We start from the raw sequence: 14,658 nt of genomic DNA on the forward strand, positions 1-14,658 counted from the left end.
TCGAACACCCGGACGCTGCGCCTTCCCTTTCTGTAACCTCGACGCTTCTGGCGGCGAACACTGACCGAGCTTGCGAAGACCGCGACTGCGACAAACCCCAGAAGGACAGCATCATGATCCGACATATTCCCGCCGTGCTTGCCGCCGCACTCATGCTGGCCGGTCCCGCTGCCGCGGCTGCCCCGGCACCGCAGGGCACCACCCGAACAGATCTCCAGCGTCACGATCTGTCGATACCGGGCCGCGAAACGGTCCAGGCGCGCATCGATATCGCGCCCGGCGCAGTAGCGCCCTGGCATCGCCACCCCGGCGAAGAGGTGATCTATATCCTTGAAGGCACGCTCGAATATCAGCTTGAGGGCGAGGCGCCCGTCACGCTGAAAGCCGGTGACGTGCTGTTCGTCCCGACCGGCGTCGCACATATGGCACGCAATCGTACCGCGAATAATGGCGCCGAACTCGCGACCTATATCGTCGAAAAAGGCAAGCCGCTTCTTGTTCCGGCCAAGGATATCCAAATACCCTGACCCCGGCGACCGGCCAATAATGCAATATTTAGAATTGAAAGGCACAAGAACGACGGGGACCAGGGAGAGAATGCATGTTCAGCGTCCTCGAATGCGTGGTCCATCAGCATGATCTGCGTTTTGTCCTGATCGCCGCGCTGGTCTGCATCCTCGGGAATATCAGCCTTTTCGTCGTTCTGAACCGCTCAACGCACTGCGTCGACGCCCGCCGGCGCCACTGGCTTTTTGTCGCCGCGGTAGCCGAAGGCATGGGGGTATGGGCGACGCATTTCGTCGCGATGCTCGCCTATCGCGGATCGATGCCGATTCGCTTCGACGTCGGCCTGACCATCCTGTCGGTCGCCATCGCGATCGCCTTTTTCTGGTGCAGTTTCCGCTGGCTGGGCAAGGCGCCGGACGCGCGTCGCTGCGCGCTCGCGGCGGTGGGGGCGGCAATCGGCGTCGCGGCGATGCACTTTATCGGCATGGCGTCGATCATCGCCCCCGCGCGCGTCGCCTACGACTGGGCACCGATCCTCATCTCGGTGCCGCTGTCGGGATTTTGCTTTTTCGCCGCGTTTCTTGCCTTCGCGCGGGCGAAGGGCTGGAAGAAGATTGCACTGCCTGCAGCTTTCGCCGTGCTCGCCATCGTCGTCCTGCATTTTACCGCGATGTCGGCGACCACACTCGTCCCCGATCCGACACGTGGCAGCATTCCCGGGGCAACGAGCAGCCGCGACTGGCTGGTTCCCGCGATCGTCATCGCCAATGTCGCGCTGGTAGCCCTCGCGCTCACCGGATCGCTCGTCGACCGCTGGCTTACCGACGCACATGGCCTTGCCGACGCGACGCTCGAGGCGCTTGCGATCACATATGACGGACGGATCATCGAGGTGAACGCGCGGCTTTGCACGCTCCTTGGCGTCAGCAGCGGCGCAATCGCCGGCAGCACGCCGTCCGACTGGTTCGTCGCCAGCAACGGCGCAGCCTTCGAACCGCCGAACGGCCATTCCGCCGAAGCGCGCCTGCGCACCAGCATCGACGAAGATCATATCCTCGAAATTGCGACGCAGACGATCGAATATCGTGGACGAAGCTGCCAGGTTCTTGCGATCCGCGACCTGTCCGATCGAAAGCGCGCGCAGCGGGCGATCGAGCATCTGGCGTCGCACGACGCCCTCACCGACCTGTCGAACCGGGCTCACTTCGGCCGGGCGCTCGACGCGGCAATCAGTGCGAAGAAACCTTTCGCACTGCTCGCGCTCGACCTCGACCGGTTCAAGGCGGTGAACGACATATTCGGCCACGGAGCCGGGGATGAAATCCTGTGCCGCATCGCCGACATCCTCCGATCCGCCGTGCGTGCGGACGACGTTGTCGCGCGTATCGGGGGCGATGAGTTCCTTGTGATCCAGACCGGTGCTTCAAGCCCTGACGATGCCCGCAAGCTTTCGGCCCGCATTCTCGATACACTCGCGATCGAAATGGACGTCGCGCGCGATCCGATGGCGGTCGGGGTAAGCATCGGCGTCGCGCTCTTTCCGCAAGACGGAACCGATGCCGAGATACTGCAGCGCAATGCCGATACCGCTCTCTATCGCGCAAAGAACAACGGCAAGGGCAACGCCGCCTTTTTCGATCAGGAGATGGACGCGCTCGCACGCGAACGCCGGGCGCTAGAGCATGACCTGCGGCACGCAATCGCCCGCGACGAGCTTCGCATCGTCTATCAGCCGCTCGTCGCGACCGCTTTCGCTTCGGTCGTCGGATATGAAGCGCTGCTTCGCTGGGAGCATCCCGAACGCGGCGACGTCCCGCCCGACTATTTCATCCCGGTCGCGGAAGAAATCGGCGCCATCGTACCGATCGGCGAGTGGGTGCTGCGCGAAGCCTGCCGGGCCGCGGCAAACTGGCCGAAGAATGTCTCGATCGCCGTCAACGTGTCGACCATCCAGTTTCAGGTACCAAACCTGCCTGCCGTCGTCCGCGACGCTTTGTCGCAATCGGGCCTTGAGGCGCACCGGCTCGAACTCGAAATCACCGAGACCGCTTTTGTGCGCAACAAACACAGCGCATTGAAAGCGCTCCACGAAATCCGTGCTCTCGGCGTCCGGATCGCGATGGACGATTTCGGCACCGGTTACTCGTCGCTGAGCAATCTCAAGGCCTTTCCGTTCGACAAGATCAAGATCGACAAGAGCTTCGTTGCCTCGATCCCCGATGACGAGGCGGCGCGGTCGATCGTGCGGGCGATCATCGGGCTCGGCCGAAGCTTCAACATGCCGATCGTGGCTGAAGGGGTCGAGACCGGCGAGCAGCGACAGATGTTGCTCGACGAGGGGTGCCCACAGGCGCAGGGATATTATTTCGGCCGTCCGGCGCCCGATCCCTTCCAGTCCGAAACATGGCCACTCGCCGCGCCCGACATCGAAATCCGCGACGCCGAAGGCTAAGCCTTCGAAAGTCGGCGATGGCCTTCGTGCCGCGAATGAGGCACAAACCATCGCGATGGCAGGATGCGGGGGATCAGTTTGGCCGGTGACGGACCGTCAGTCCGCCGAAGGACCGGAACGCCCTCCATATCCGTGCAGGCACATCTGACCTATGGCGGGCGCTACCGACGCGGATATCATCGCCGCTGCTGCCGCGGGCGACCGCGACGCATTCGAAGCGTTGCTCCGCGACCATTATGATCGCATCCACGGCCTTGCCTGGCAGTTGACCGGATCGCGTGCAGATGCCGACGATATCGCGCAGGATGTGTGCTGCATTCTCGCCGAGAAACTTTCCGCCTTTCGCGGCGATGCGAAGTTCACGACCTGGCTGTGCAGCATCGTCTATAACGCCTGCCGCGATTTTCACCGACGTCGATCGGCCTTCACGCGTTTCGCCGGCCGGTTGAGTGTCATGACCGGATTGGCGCGCGGCCCCGACGGCCGCGACCTTTACGATGCCATCTGGATCGAAAGCGCGATCGCGCGTTTGAAACCCGACCTTCGCGACACCGCGATCCTGATCGCCGGACAGCAGCTTTCGCACGCCGAAGCCGCACAGATATTGGGCGTCGCAGAAGCAACCATATCGTGGCGAATGCACGAGATTCGGCGCCAGATCGCCCCGAAGGCCGACCCCGACGACTGATCGCGCCGGGCGTTTCGAATTATTTTTCAGAGGCCGCCAAGGATTTCCCGCGCCCCGGCGTCACAGGGACATGCGGGCGATTGTGCGCCGCTGTTGCCAAGGGAGACATGTCATGTCCCGTTTCCGTCTGATGCTCACCGCGGGCCTGTCGATGACGTTAATCACCGCCTGCTCGCAATCGAACGAACCCGATATCGCCTCGCCGTCGTCCGACACTTCGGCGCCGACACCGAAAGCCGAACTGGAAGAAGACGCTTCGGCAATCGTCGTGACGGGCCGGCAGATCGCGTCGCCCGTCATGGACGCTCCGATGCCGATATCGGTGATCAGTTCGGAAAGCCGCAGAGCGCCGCCCCCGGCGTCGACGCAGAATATTGTCGTGACGGGGACCGCCCTGCGCGCGGCGCACCCCGACCGGATCAGACCCTATTATCAGGATGTCGGCCGGGACAAATTCACCTCTACTTCGGAAAATCCGTTCAAGATCGCGCGCGACGAGCCCGTGTCGACCTTTTCGATCGACGTCGACACCGCATCCTATTCCTTTGTCCGCGCCTCGCTGAACAACAATGCGCTGCCCCAGCCGGCCGCAGTACGAAGCGAAGAGTTGATCAACTATTTCCCCTATGACTATGCCGCACCGCGCAGCGCACAGCAGCCCTTTTCCTCGAACGTCGCAGTCTTCCCCAGCCCGTTTACGGTGGGCCGCAAGCTCGTCCGCATCGGCATCAAAGGTTATGAAATCGAGCGTGCGACGCGGCCGCGCGCGAACCTCGTCTTCCTGATCGACACGTCGGGGTCGATGGACGCGCCGAACAAGCTGCCACTCGTCAAGAAATCGCTCGGACTGCTGCTCGACCAACTCGATCGCAACGACCGCGTGTCGATCGTGACCTATGCCGGCAGCGCGGGCACTGCGCTCGAGCCGACCCCGGCGAGCCAGAAAGACAGGATATTGGCGGTGATCGACCAGCTCGGCGCGGGCGGCAGCACGGCGGGCGCCGAGGGCATCCGCCAAGCCTATGCGTTGGCCGAACGCAACCGCGATCCGAACGGCGTCAACCGCGTTATCCTGGCCACCGACGGCGACTTCAACGTTGGCATCACCGACCAGAATGAGCTGAAAGGCTATATCGAGCGCGAGCGCGGCAAGGGCATTTTCCTCTCGGTTCTCGGTTTTGGCATGGGCAATTACAACGATGCGCTGATGCAGACGCTGGCCCAGAACGGCAATGGCGCCGCGGCTTATATCGACACGCTTGGTGAAGCGCGCAAAACGCTGGTCGACGAAGCCACTTCGACGCTCTTCCCGATCGCAAAGGACGTGAAGATTCAGGTCGAGTTCAACCCGGCGACGGTCGCCGAATATCGGCTCATCGGCTATGAAACGCGGATGCTGAACCGCGACGATTTCGACAATGACAAGGTCGATGCGGGCGATGTCGGTTCGGGACAGACGGTGACGGCGCTTTACGAGATTGTTCCCGTCGGCGGACCGCGGACGGTGGGCGATCTGCGCTACAGCAAGCCTGCTCCACGAACCGTTGCTGCGGCGTCCAACGAATATGGCTTTGTGAAGATCCGTTACAAATTGCCCAAATCGGACCGCAGCCAGTTGATCTCTACGCCGATCGACCGCCGCATCGAATTCGCCCGTTTTGCGGACGCACCGCAGGATGCGCGCTTCGCGACGGGGGTCGCGGCCTTTGCCGAGTTGCTCCGCGGCGGAAAATACAGCGGCTCGATGACCTATGACGATGTGCTGCAGATCGTCGGCGCGGCGCGCGGCACCGACGATTTCGGATATCGCATGGAACTGGTCCAGATGGTCCGCGCCGCCAGGACGGCCGGATCGATGGCAAAGCTGGAACGCTAACATGGAGCGGCGGCGGTTCAACGAGGCCGCCGCCGCATCCGCCCTGCGCGTTTTGATCGGGCAATCGGTATATTCGACCGCTGCGATATTGTGCGTATAAGGTCCGACGATGTTCATGCCCCTTTCCTTGCGCCTGCCGTTTCGACATCGCTCGACAGCGCGCCGGGCCGCGTCGGGGACATCGCGGCCATGACGGGCGATGACGATCTGAAAGCCTTCCTGCCCGATCCGCCGCCACCTGCGCCGAAACGGCGCGAAGCTGCGATTTCCGAGGCGCTTGCCCGCTTCGACGGTGCGCCTGCGCCGACCGTTGCGACCCGGCCCGGAAGAGCATCCTGGTGGGCCAATCTGGCGCGTCCGCAGGCCGGCATATTTGCGGCCGCCGCGCTCGTCGCCGCGATCAGCCTGCCCTTTGCATGGACGACGCTTGAACACAGCTCTCCGGCCGCCGACGAACGGGTTCTGCGGGATGTTCCGGCAAAGACGCCCGTCGTCGCGCGTGACACCGTCGAAGTTCCCGCCCCGGTAGCCATCGCGCCCTCCCCGTCGCCCGCGAAAGTGCCCGAGAGTGGGAACATCGCCCCACCCGCGATCCAGCCCGCCCTTGCGCCTCCGGCCGCGGAACCCGTCGAAATTGCGCGGGCGGAGGCCGCTGCGCCGGCCGCCAAAGTCGAAGAACGCAGTGCGATCACCGTCACGGCCCAGCGCGCCGCGCGCCCGGTACAGGACGCGCCGAGCGCCATTACGGTAATTTCCGGCGATGTCGCTGAAGATACGGTCGTCGTCACAGGAACGCGCATAGCGGCGCGCGGTGCCCCGAGGCGCGGCGACTGGAACGCCTGCACGGTGAACGACCCCAGCCGAACGCTGTCACGGTGCAAAAGGCTGGCGAACAAGGGCGCGAAGGCGGTCCGCGCGCAAGCCGACGCGCATCTGTCCGACGGGCTGGCACAGGCGTGGGAGGGCGATCTGGATGGCGCGATCTCGGCGTTCGATCAGGCGATTGCCGTCGCGCCCGATTTGTCGGTGGCCTATCTCAATCGCGGCCTTGCCTATGATCGTCAGGGGGAAAGCGCGCGCGCGATCGCCGACCTCGACCGGGCGGTCCAGCACGCGCCCCAATCCGCGCGTGCCTATTACAACCGCAGCCTTCTGCTACGAAAGCGGGGCGACACGAAGCGCGCCAACATGGACGAACGGCGCGCGATCAATCTCGACCCCCGATATGATTCGATACGCCAGCTGCGGGAGCGGGACTAAGCGAGGCCGACCAAGCTTCATTCCTGTACGGATGGTCGTCATCGTCGCCGGCAACTCCTAGCCGATGATAGTCCTGCACAATCTGCGACAGCGTCGACAGCGCGAGTGTGGCCGGATCGCGCGTCGCCGGGATCAGCCCGACCGACGTGCGAAGCTTGCGGCGAAGCTCCTCGGGCACACCCGCGTCGCGCAAGGCGCTTTGCCGGACGTCCTGCGTCCGCTGGCTACCGATCGCTCCGACATAAAAGGAAGGTAGGTCGAGCGCGCGTGGCAGCAACTCCTCTTCCCAGTCGCGGTCGTGAAAGACCGAAATGATCGCGGTCCACCGATCGGTAAAGAGGGACGGCAAGTCCGTCCGCGTGGTTAGTCGGACGGTGTCGAAACCCTCGGCATCGAGGTCCGCCAGCGCCCGTTGGTCTGGTGAAAGCACGCTGACTTCCGCGCCAAAGGCCGCCGCGAGACGCGCCAGCGCGGTAAGCTCTTCGCCTTGCCCCATCGCGACGATGCGGAGCGGCGGCGCATAACCGACACGAAAGCTTCCGCGGTCCCAGCCGGCGATCGCATGCGCGACGGCCGAACTATCCGAACACACGCCATCTTCGGCCAGCCGCAGAACGGCCATTTCACGGCGGCCATGCCGCGACAGCGCTTCGGCGATCGCTTTCCGATCTGGCCGCGGATTGAACAGGAGATCAATACCGCCGCCGCAAGGGAGGCGGATGTCCAGATAGGGCGACCCCGCGCCGAACCGTACGAGGCGGGCGCGTCCGTCGGCAAGCGTCCCGATCGCCTCTGCAACGACCGCCGCCTCGATGCAGCCGCCTGAAAAGGACCCGACATACCGGCCGTCCTCCGCGACCGCCATCTGGGCGCCGATCGCGCGCGGAGAGGAGCCCTCGATTGCAGTCAGGGTCACGAGGATCGTCGCAACCTCTTCCTCGGCCCGCTGCAGGATAAAGCGCAATATGTCCGTCGGCGTTGTTGCTATCATGCGTATTTTGCTTTGAAGTCTCCGGATGCACCAGAGGCGCCGAACGGGAGGTGATTTGTGAGCGACGCAAGCGACATCGCCGCCATCCTGCTTGCCGCAGGGGCATCGCGAAGGTTCGGGACAGCCGACAAATTGCTTGCGACGTTTGAGGGCGAGCCGCTGGCGCTGCACGCGGCGCGGCGGATCGTCGAACTAACGCCAGGACGGCGCATCGCCGTCTGCCCGGATGACCACGGAATGCTCGCAGAATTGCTTGCGTCGCGGGGTTTCGAGATTGTCGTCAATCCGTATCCTGAACGCGGGTTGTCACACTCGCTGTCATGCGGGATTGCCGAAGCTGCGCGAGGACCGGAAACAGCCGCGCTGGTCTGCCTCGCCGACATGCCCTTCGTCAGCACGGGCCATTTGCGTGATGTCGTCGCGCGTTTCGATCCGTCAGCAGCTCCGGTGGTGGCATCGACCGACGGCGAAGCGACGATGCCGCCTGCGCTGTTCGCCCGTGCGCTGTTCGACCGGTTATGCGCTGGCGAAGGCGACCGCGGCGGAAAAGCCCTGCTGGCCGAGGCCGCACTCGTCCATGCCCGCGCCGACGAACTGCTCGATATCGACCGGCCGGACGATCTGCCCGGCCACTGATCGCACCACATCGCGATCACGTCATCTCCGGCAGTCTGTCGATGATTTTGTCGAGGGTGATAGGATAGTTGCGTACTCGCGCACCCGTGGCGTTATAAACCGCGTTCGCGACCGCCGCGGCGACACCGCAGATGCCGAGTTCGCCGACGCCCTTCGCCTTCATCGGCGACGTCGTCGGATCGGCTTCGTCGAGGAAAATCACTTCCTGATGCGGAATGTCGGCATGGACGGGGACTTCATAGCCGGCGAGATCGTGATTTACGAAGAAGCCGAAGCGTTTGTCGACCGCGAGTTCCTCCATCAACGCCGCACCGGCGCCCATCGTCATCGCGCCGATCACCTGGCTCCGTGCCGCCTTGGGGTTGAGGATACGACCGGCGGCGCAGACCGCCAGCATCCGGCGGACGCGGATTTCCCCGGTCATCGCATCGACGCCCACCTCGACGAAATGCGCGCCAAAAGTCGATTGCTGAAATTTCTCGGCGAGGTCGCCATATTCCATATTGTCCTCGGCGACGAGTTCGCCGCCGGCCGCCGCATCGCCGAGCGCAATGCTCCGCCGTCCGGCTTTGACCTTGCCATCGGCGAAGACCGCGTCGGATGACAGGCCGAGCTTCTGAATCACGGCTTCGCGCAGTTTCACGCAGGCGGCGTAGACGCCGGCGGTCGAACTGTTCGCACCCCACTGTCCCCCCGAACCGGCCGACACGGGAAAGGCGGAATCGCCGAGCTTCACGACGACCTTTTCGAGCGGCACGCCCATCATTTCGGCGGCGGTCTGCGCAATGATCGTATAGCTGCCCGTACCGATATCGGTCATGTCGGTCTCGACCGTAACGATCCCCGATTTGGCGAGGCGGACGCGCGCCGCCGATGGTCCGTTGAGGTTGTTACGGAACGCCGCCGCGACCCCCATGCCGACCAGCCACCGGCCGTCGCGCGTGGCACCGGGCTTGCCGCGCTTGCTCCAGCCGAACTTTTCGGCGCCGGTCTCCAGGCATTTATTGAGCTGGCGCTGTGAAAAAGGGCGGCTCGGCTTTTCGGGGTCGACCTGCGTGTCGTTCAGAACGCGCAACGCGATTGGATCCATGCCCAGCTTTTCGGCCAATTCATCGACCGCGATTTCGAGCGCCATCAGTCCCGGCGCTTCGCCCGGCGCGCGCATCGCATTGCCTTCGGGCAGATCAAGCACCGCCAGACGCATCGCGGTCATGCGATTTTCGCCGGCATAAAGCAGGCGTGTCTGCGCTACCGCAGTTTCCGGGCCGCCACCGGGCAGATCGCCCGACCAGCTTTCGTGCCCGATCGCGGTCATCTTGCCATCCGCCGTCGCGCCGAGCCGAACGCGCTGGATCGTCGCTGGGCGGTGCGTCGTGTTGTTGATCATCAGCGGCCGCGGAAGCGCGACCTTCACAGGCCTTTTTGCTATTTTGGCACCCAGCGCGGCGAGCAGCACGTCGGCGCGATTGAACAATTTCCCACCGAAACCGCCGCCGATATAGGGCGAGTCGAAGCGGATATTCTCTTTCGGCATGCCAAGCGTCTTCGCCATGTCGCCGACCGACCAGGCGATCATCTGGTTTGACGTCCACACGGTCAGCTTCTCACCTTCCCACGCAGCGATCGTCGCGTGGGGCTCCATCATCGCATGGCTGTGATCGGGGGTCGTATAGCGCGCATCGAGCTGAACGGGCGCCGAGGCAAAAGCCGAGGCAAAATCGCCTACGGCGCTGTCGGGCTCGGTTCCGAAGGATGCTTTAGGCTTGATCGCGGTATCGATTGCGGCGGCGAGATCGAAAGCGCCCTTTTCACGCGCATATTCGACGCGAACCAGCGAAGCGGCGGCCCGCGCCTGTTCGAAGCTGTTGGCGACCACCAGCGCGATCGCCTGATGATAATGATCGACCGCGGGTCCACCGAGCAATTTGGCGGTGTTGAAATCGCCCTTCGTCAGCTTGCCCGCATTGTCCGCGGTAACGATCGCGACGACGCCCGGCGCCGCTTTGGCTTCATCGAGGTTCATCGACGCAATCCGCCCCTTGGCGATCGCCGATCCGACGACATAGCCATAGGCCTGGTTCGCCGCGACATCGTGGCGCTCATACGCATAGGGCGCGGTGCCGGTCGTCTTGAGCGGGCCCTCGATGCGGTTGGTGGGTTTGCCGACGATCTTCATCTGATCGATCGGGTTGGTCGTTGCGGGCGTGTCGAATTTCATGGCTCAGCCCTTCGCTTGCGCCAGCACCCCGGCGAGCGTCCGCTCGACGAGGGGCAGCTTATAGGCGTTTTCGTGCGTCGTCTTGGCGCCCGCGAGCAGTCCGCCCGCAACCGGCTTCGCGCCGCGCGGTAGCGCCGCCTCGGCCGCTTCGACGCGCCACGGCTTGTAACCGACCCCACCGAGAGCGACGCGCCCGGTGCCGTCGGGCTGAACGATCACTCCGACCGAAATCAGCGCAAAGGCATAGGACGCGCGGTCACGAACCTTGTGATAGATATGCGTGCCGCCGACAGGCTTCGGCAGCGTGACCGCAGTGATCAGCTCACCCGGCGCCAAAACCGTCTCCAGATGCGGCGTTTTGCCCGGCGCACGATAGAAATCGGCGATGGGGATCGCGCGCGCCTTGCCCGCCGCGTCGACCGTCTCGATCGCAGCATCGAGCGCGCGCATTGCCACGGCCATGTCGCTGGGGTGCGTCGCAATACAAGCGTCGCTGGCGCCGACAACCGCATGCAGCCGGTTGAAGCCGCCGATCGCGGCACAGCCACTGCCAGGCTTGCGCTTGTTGCACGGCTGATTGGTGTCGTAAAAATAGGGGCAGCGAGTCCGTTGGAGCAGATTACCCGCGGTCGTCGCCTTGTTGCGCAATTGCCCCGACGCGCCTGCGACCAGCGCGCGCGTCAGCAGACCATAATCACGTCGCACGAGGGCGTCGCTCGCGAGATCGGTGTTGCGCACCATCGCACCAATGCGGATGCCGCCTTCGGCCGTCGCCTCGATCTTGTCGAGCGCGACGCGGCTGACGTCGATCAGGTGCTGCGGTGCTTCGATCTCGAGCTTCATCAGGTCGAGCAGGTTGGTTCCGCCAGCGATGAAACGCGCCCCCGGCGTCCGGGCAAAGGCGGCTGTTGCAGCAGCCGCGCTATCGACGCGTTCGTAGGTAAAGCTTTTCATGCTTTCACTCCCGCCACGTCGGTGATCGCATCGATAATATTCGAATAGGCGCCGCAGCGGCAGATATTGCCGCTCATCCGCTCGCGCAGTTCGACCTTCGTCACCGTCGGTGCGGCGCCCAGGTCCGCCGTGACATGGCTCGGAATGCCCGCCTTGATCTCGTCGAGCACCGCGACCGCCGAACAGATTTGGCCCGGGGTGCAATAGCCGCATTGATAGCCGTCGTGCGTCACGAATGCGTCCTGCATAGCGTGCATCTTATCCGGCGTACCGAGACCTTCGATCGTCGTAATCTTGTCGCCCTCGTGCATTACAGCGAGCGTCAGGCAGCTATTGATCCGCCGCCCATCGACGATCACGGTACATGCGCCGCACTGGCCGTGATCGCATCCCTTCTTCGTCCCCGTCAGTTGCAGATGCTCGCGCAGCGCATCGAGCAACGATGTCCGCGTGTCCAGATCGAGCTCGCGCGCCGTGCCGTTGACCTCAAAGGCGACTTTGGCAGTCGGCGGAGCCTTGGTCGCCGGTCCGGCCGCGGTCGCCGTTCCAATAGGGACGAATGTCACCGTGGCGACCGATGCCGCACCGCCCACCAGCACGCCACGCCGGGACAGCTCATATTCTTCTGGAGTTTGCATCATGGTCCTCCGTTTCTGTTTCTGTTTGCCGATGGGCGCGGGCGCCCACGGGGGAGATCAGGCAGTCATGCCGCACGACTTATGGCCGCGTCGGCTCAGAAAATTTCGGATTCGAATGCCACCGGTATCATATTAATGCACGGCTTAACAGGCGTCCGCCGAGACCTTTGGCCTGTCAGAACCAACGCAAGCGCGGGGCGCATGCCGAAAAATCGCGGCCCTCCGATATTGCAAATGCGAGTTAATCTCACTAGTGGCGCATCACCGACGCGGCCCAGCCGCCAACAAAGGGGAAAAAGATGCGCCGTTCCATTCGTTTTCTGCTGACCGGATCGGCATTTCTGTGCACCTCGACATTTGCCCTCGCGCAGCAAGACACGTCGCCCCTGCCGACCGACGACGAGACCAGCGATACCATCGTCGTGACTGGCTATGGCCGCACCGATCAGCCCACCGCCGCGACGGGGCTTCCGCTCTCGCCGCTTGAAACGCCACAAACGATCAGCGTCATCACGCAGCAACAGATGAAGGATCAGGCGTTCAACACGATCAACGACGCGCTCGACTTTACCGTCGGCATTTCCAAGAAGGACGTTGATCGTGGACGCAGCGCAATCACCGCCCGCGGTTTCGAAGTCCAGAATTTCCAGCTCGACGGCGCACCGTTCGCCAACGGCAATGTCGGCTTTGGCGAGACCAGCACGGCACAATATGAGCGCGTGGACCTGGTGCGCGGCGCCGCCGGCCTGATGCAGGGGGCTGGCGATCCGTCGGCGGTCGTCAACCTGATCCGCAAACATGCCACCGAACAGGAATTTGCGGGCAATATCAGCCTCGAGGCCGGATCGTGGGACCGCTTCGCCGCTACCCTCGACATCCAATCGCCCCTCAATGCGGCGGGGACGGTGCGCGCGCGCGCGGTTGCTCAGGCCTATACGCAGGACAGTTTCGTCGATCTGGAAAAGAAGAAGGGCCTCCTTCTCTATGGCGTGATCGACGCCGATCTTGGCGACCGTACGACCCTGTCCATCGGCGCAAGCTATCAGCGCGACGAGCGCGACGGGATCATGTGGGCGCAATTACCCTATTGGTACAGCGACGGCACGCGCACCGACTGGCCGCGCTCTAAGACCACGGGCACCGACTGGGGGCTCTGGAATACTACCGAGATTTCGGCCTTTGCCACGCTGAAGCATAAATTGAGCGGCGACTGGGAAATCCGCGGCGACATCGCCTATCACAAGGGAATCGAAAATTCGAAGCTGCTGTGGCTCGACGGCCTACCGGACCGCATTACCGGTGCAGGCGTCGGCACGTCGGGTTACTGGTACAAGACCAGCCCCGAACAATGGCACACCAGCATCCAGGCCAATGGCAGCTTCGCGCTGCTGGGCGGCCAGCACGACCTCGCGTTCGGCGCGATGGCGAGCCGGGTCGATGACGGCTGGACGAACCGCGATCCGATCGCGATCGACCCGATCGACGACTTCAACAGCTTCGATGGCCGGCTCGCCGAGCCAGAATGGGGCGAGCGCTACGACATGTCCGGATTCGGCAACACGACGCAGGCAGCGGTTTATGCCTCGACGCGGATCAGCCTGATCGGCGGGCTGAAGCTCATCGGCGGTGGGCGGCTGAGCTATTACAAGCGCAACGAGCATGAGAGCAAATTTGGTTCGCCCTATAGCCTGTCGTACAAGGGCCAGATCACGCCTTATGTCGGGCTGGTCTATAACGTCACGGACAATCTGTCCGCTTATGCAAGCTACACCAATATCTTCAAGCCGCAGGGCAATCTGCGCGACCGCAACAACCGCCTGATCGATCCGCTTGAGGGCAGCAACTATGAAGCCGGACTGAAGGCGCTGCTGCTCGATGGCCAGCTCCTTGCGACGGTTTCGGTCTATCGTATCGAACAGGACAATCTTGCGGTCGCCGACGGACTGATCCCCGGCACTCCCCTCACGGCCTATCGCGGCATGAAGGGAACCGTCGCAAAAGGCTATGAGCTGGAAATCGTCGGCAAGATCACACCGCAATGGGACGTCAGCGCCGGTTGGAGCGACTATAGCGCAAAGGACGCCGATGGCGCGCAGGTACTTGCGCATCAACCGCGCCGCGCGTTCAACTTCGCAACCAGATATGATTTTACCGGAACGCTCGACGGCCTGAGCGTCGGCGGCGCGGTAAAATGGGAAAGCCGCCCGCCGGTGACCGCCGTCAATCCCGGCACGAATGTCGAGGAGCGGATCGGTCAGCCAGCTTATGCCATCGCCAATATCATGGCGCGCTATGACCTTACCGAGGCACTGTCGCTACAGGCCAATGTCGACAATCTTTTCGACAAGCGCTTTTTCAGTGGCAACGTCTGGTTCCCTGGCTTCGTCTATGGCGAGCCGAGAAATGCGCGAGTGACCCTGAGATACGCATTCTGAGAA

At 63.4% G+C, this 14,658-nt stretch carries 11 protein-coding genes; 7 read left to right on the forward strand and 4 right to left on the reverse strand.

Features of this window, described 5'->3' with window-relative positions:
- Positions 1-113 precede the first annotated feature (113 nt).
- The 5 genes from SC1_RS13055 to SC1_RS13075 all read left to right on the forward strand — a co-directional run bounded on the left by SC1_RS13055 (position 114) and on the right by SC1_RS13075 (position 6,783).
- On the forward strand, positions 114-527 hold the full coding sequence (locus SC1_RS13055; RefSeq protein ID WP_062182359.1) for a cupin domain-containing protein: 414 nt from the start codon (positions 114-116) through the stop codon (positions 525-527).
- 74 nt (positions 528-601) lie between these two features.
- Positions 602-2,959: an EAL domain-containing protein gene (locus SC1_RS13060; protein WP_062182362.1), complete on the forward strand. Its 2,358-nt coding sequence runs from the start codon at positions 602-604 to the stop codon at positions 2,957-2,959.
- Positions 2,960-3,110: 151 nt separating this feature from the next.
- Positions 3,111-3,647 carry an RNA polymerase sigma factor gene (locus SC1_RS13065; RefSeq protein WP_062182365.1) on the forward strand — a complete coding sequence of 179 codons (537 nt, stop codon included), beginning with the start codon at positions 3,111-3,113 and terminating at the stop codon, positions 3,645-3,647.
- Positions 3,648-3,759: 112 nt separating this feature from the next.
- A complete protein-coding gene (locus SC1_RS13070) occupies positions 3,760-5,523 on the forward strand; it encodes a VWA domain-containing protein (protein ID WP_083435836.1) in 1,764 nt (587 codons plus the stop codon).
- Positions 5,524-5,613: 90 nt separating this feature from the next.
- Positions 5,614-6,783, forward strand: a complete 1,170-nt coding sequence (locus tag SC1_RS13075) for a tetratricopeptide repeat protein (protein WP_062182368.1) — start codon at positions 5,614-5,616, stop codon at positions 6,781-6,783.
- Here the strand turns inward: SC1_RS13075 and SC1_RS13080 are convergent.
- Positions 6,731-7,774, reverse strand: a complete 1,044-nt coding sequence (locus tag SC1_RS13080; protein WP_083435837.1) for an XdhC family protein — start codon at positions 7,772-7,774, stop codon at positions 6,731-6,733. The genes SC1_RS13075 and SC1_RS13080 overlap by 53 nt on opposite strands.
- Positions 7,775-7,831: 57 nt before the next feature.
- Here SC1_RS13080 and SC1_RS13085 point away from each other — a divergent pair, with 57 nt between their 5' ends.
- Positions 7,832-8,410, forward strand: a complete 579-nt coding sequence (locus SC1_RS13085; protein ID WP_062182371.1) for a nucleotidyltransferase family protein — start codon at positions 7,832-7,834, stop codon at positions 8,408-8,410.
- Positions 8,411-8,426: 16 nt separating this feature from the next.
- On the opposite strand, the gene paoC is transcribed toward SC1_RS13085, so the two are convergent.
- The 3 genes from paoC to paoA are packed head-to-tail and all read right to left on the reverse strand — an operon-like array spanning position 8,427 to position 12,220.
- Entirely contained in the window at positions 8,427-10,628 is a 2,202-nt protein-coding gene (gene paoC / locus SC1_RS13090) for an aldehyde oxidoreductase molybdenum-binding subunit PaoC (RefSeq protein ID WP_062182373.1), read from the reverse strand.
- 3 nt (positions 10,629-10,631) lie between these two features.
- The gene (locus SC1_RS13095; RefSeq protein WP_062182376.1) at positions 10,632-11,582 is read right to left on the reverse strand and encodes a xanthine dehydrogenase family protein subunit M; all 951 of its coding nucleotides are present in this window, start codon (positions 11,580-11,582) and stop codon (positions 10,632-10,634) included.
- Complete coding sequence (gene paoA, locus SC1_RS13100) at positions 11,579-12,220, reverse strand: aldehyde dehydrogenase iron-sulfur subunit PaoA (protein WP_062184134.1); 642 nt, start codon at positions 12,218-12,220, stop codon at positions 11,579-11,581. Before paoA ends, SC1_RS13095 begins: the two co-directional genes overlap by 4 nt.
- Positions 12,221-12,519: 299 nt before the next feature.
- On the opposite strand from paoA, the gene SC1_RS13105 reads away from it, so the two are divergent.
- Positions 12,520-14,655: a TonB-dependent siderophore receptor gene (locus tag SC1_RS13105; RefSeq protein WP_062182379.1), complete on the forward strand. Its 2,136-nt coding sequence runs from the start codon at positions 12,520-12,522 to the stop codon at positions 14,653-14,655.
- Positions 14,656-14,658: the final 3 nt, after the last annotated feature.

It is taken from the genome of Sphingopyxis sp. C-1 (assembly GCF_001047015.1).
Lineage (GTDB): Bacteria > Pseudomonadota > Alphaproteobacteria > Sphingomonadales > Sphingomonadaceae > Sphingopyxis.

Bases quoted from the DNA above. Each gene is read 5' to 3' on its own strand.
- SC1_RS13065 (WP_062182365.1), top strand. From the start codon at position 3,111: ATGGCGGGCGCTACCGACGCGGATATCATCGCCGCTGCTGCCGCGGGC.
- SC1_RS13080 (WP_083435837.1), bottom strand. From the start codon at position 7,774: ATGATAGCAACAACGCCGACGGACATATTGCGCTTTATCCTGCAGCGG.
- SC1_RS13055 (WP_062182359.1), top strand. From the start codon at position 114: ATGATCCGACATATTCCCGCCGTGCTTGCCGCCGCACTCATGCTGGCC.
- SC1_RS13070 (WP_083435836.1), top strand. From the start codon at position 3,760: ATGTCCCGTTTCCGTCTGATGCTCACCGCGGGCCTGTCGATGACGTTA.
- paoC (WP_062182373.1), bottom strand. From the start codon at position 10,628: ATGAAATTCGACACGCCCGCAACGACCAACCCGATCGATCAGATGAAG.
- SC1_RS13105 (WP_062182379.1), top strand. From the start codon at position 12,520: ATGCGCCGTTCCATTCGTTTTCTGCTGACCGGATCGGCATTTCTGTGC.
- SC1_RS13060 (WP_062182362.1), top strand. From the start codon at position 602: ATGTTCAGCGTCCTCGAATGCGTGGTCCATCAGCATGATCTGCGTTTT.
- paoA (WP_062184134.1), bottom strand. From the start codon at position 12,220: ATGCAAACTCCAGAAGAATATGAGCTGTCCCGGCGTGGCGTGCTGGTG.
- SC1_RS13095 (WP_062182376.1), bottom strand. From the start codon at position 11,582: ATGAAAAGCTTTACCTACGAACGCGTCGATAGCGCGGCTGCTGCAACA.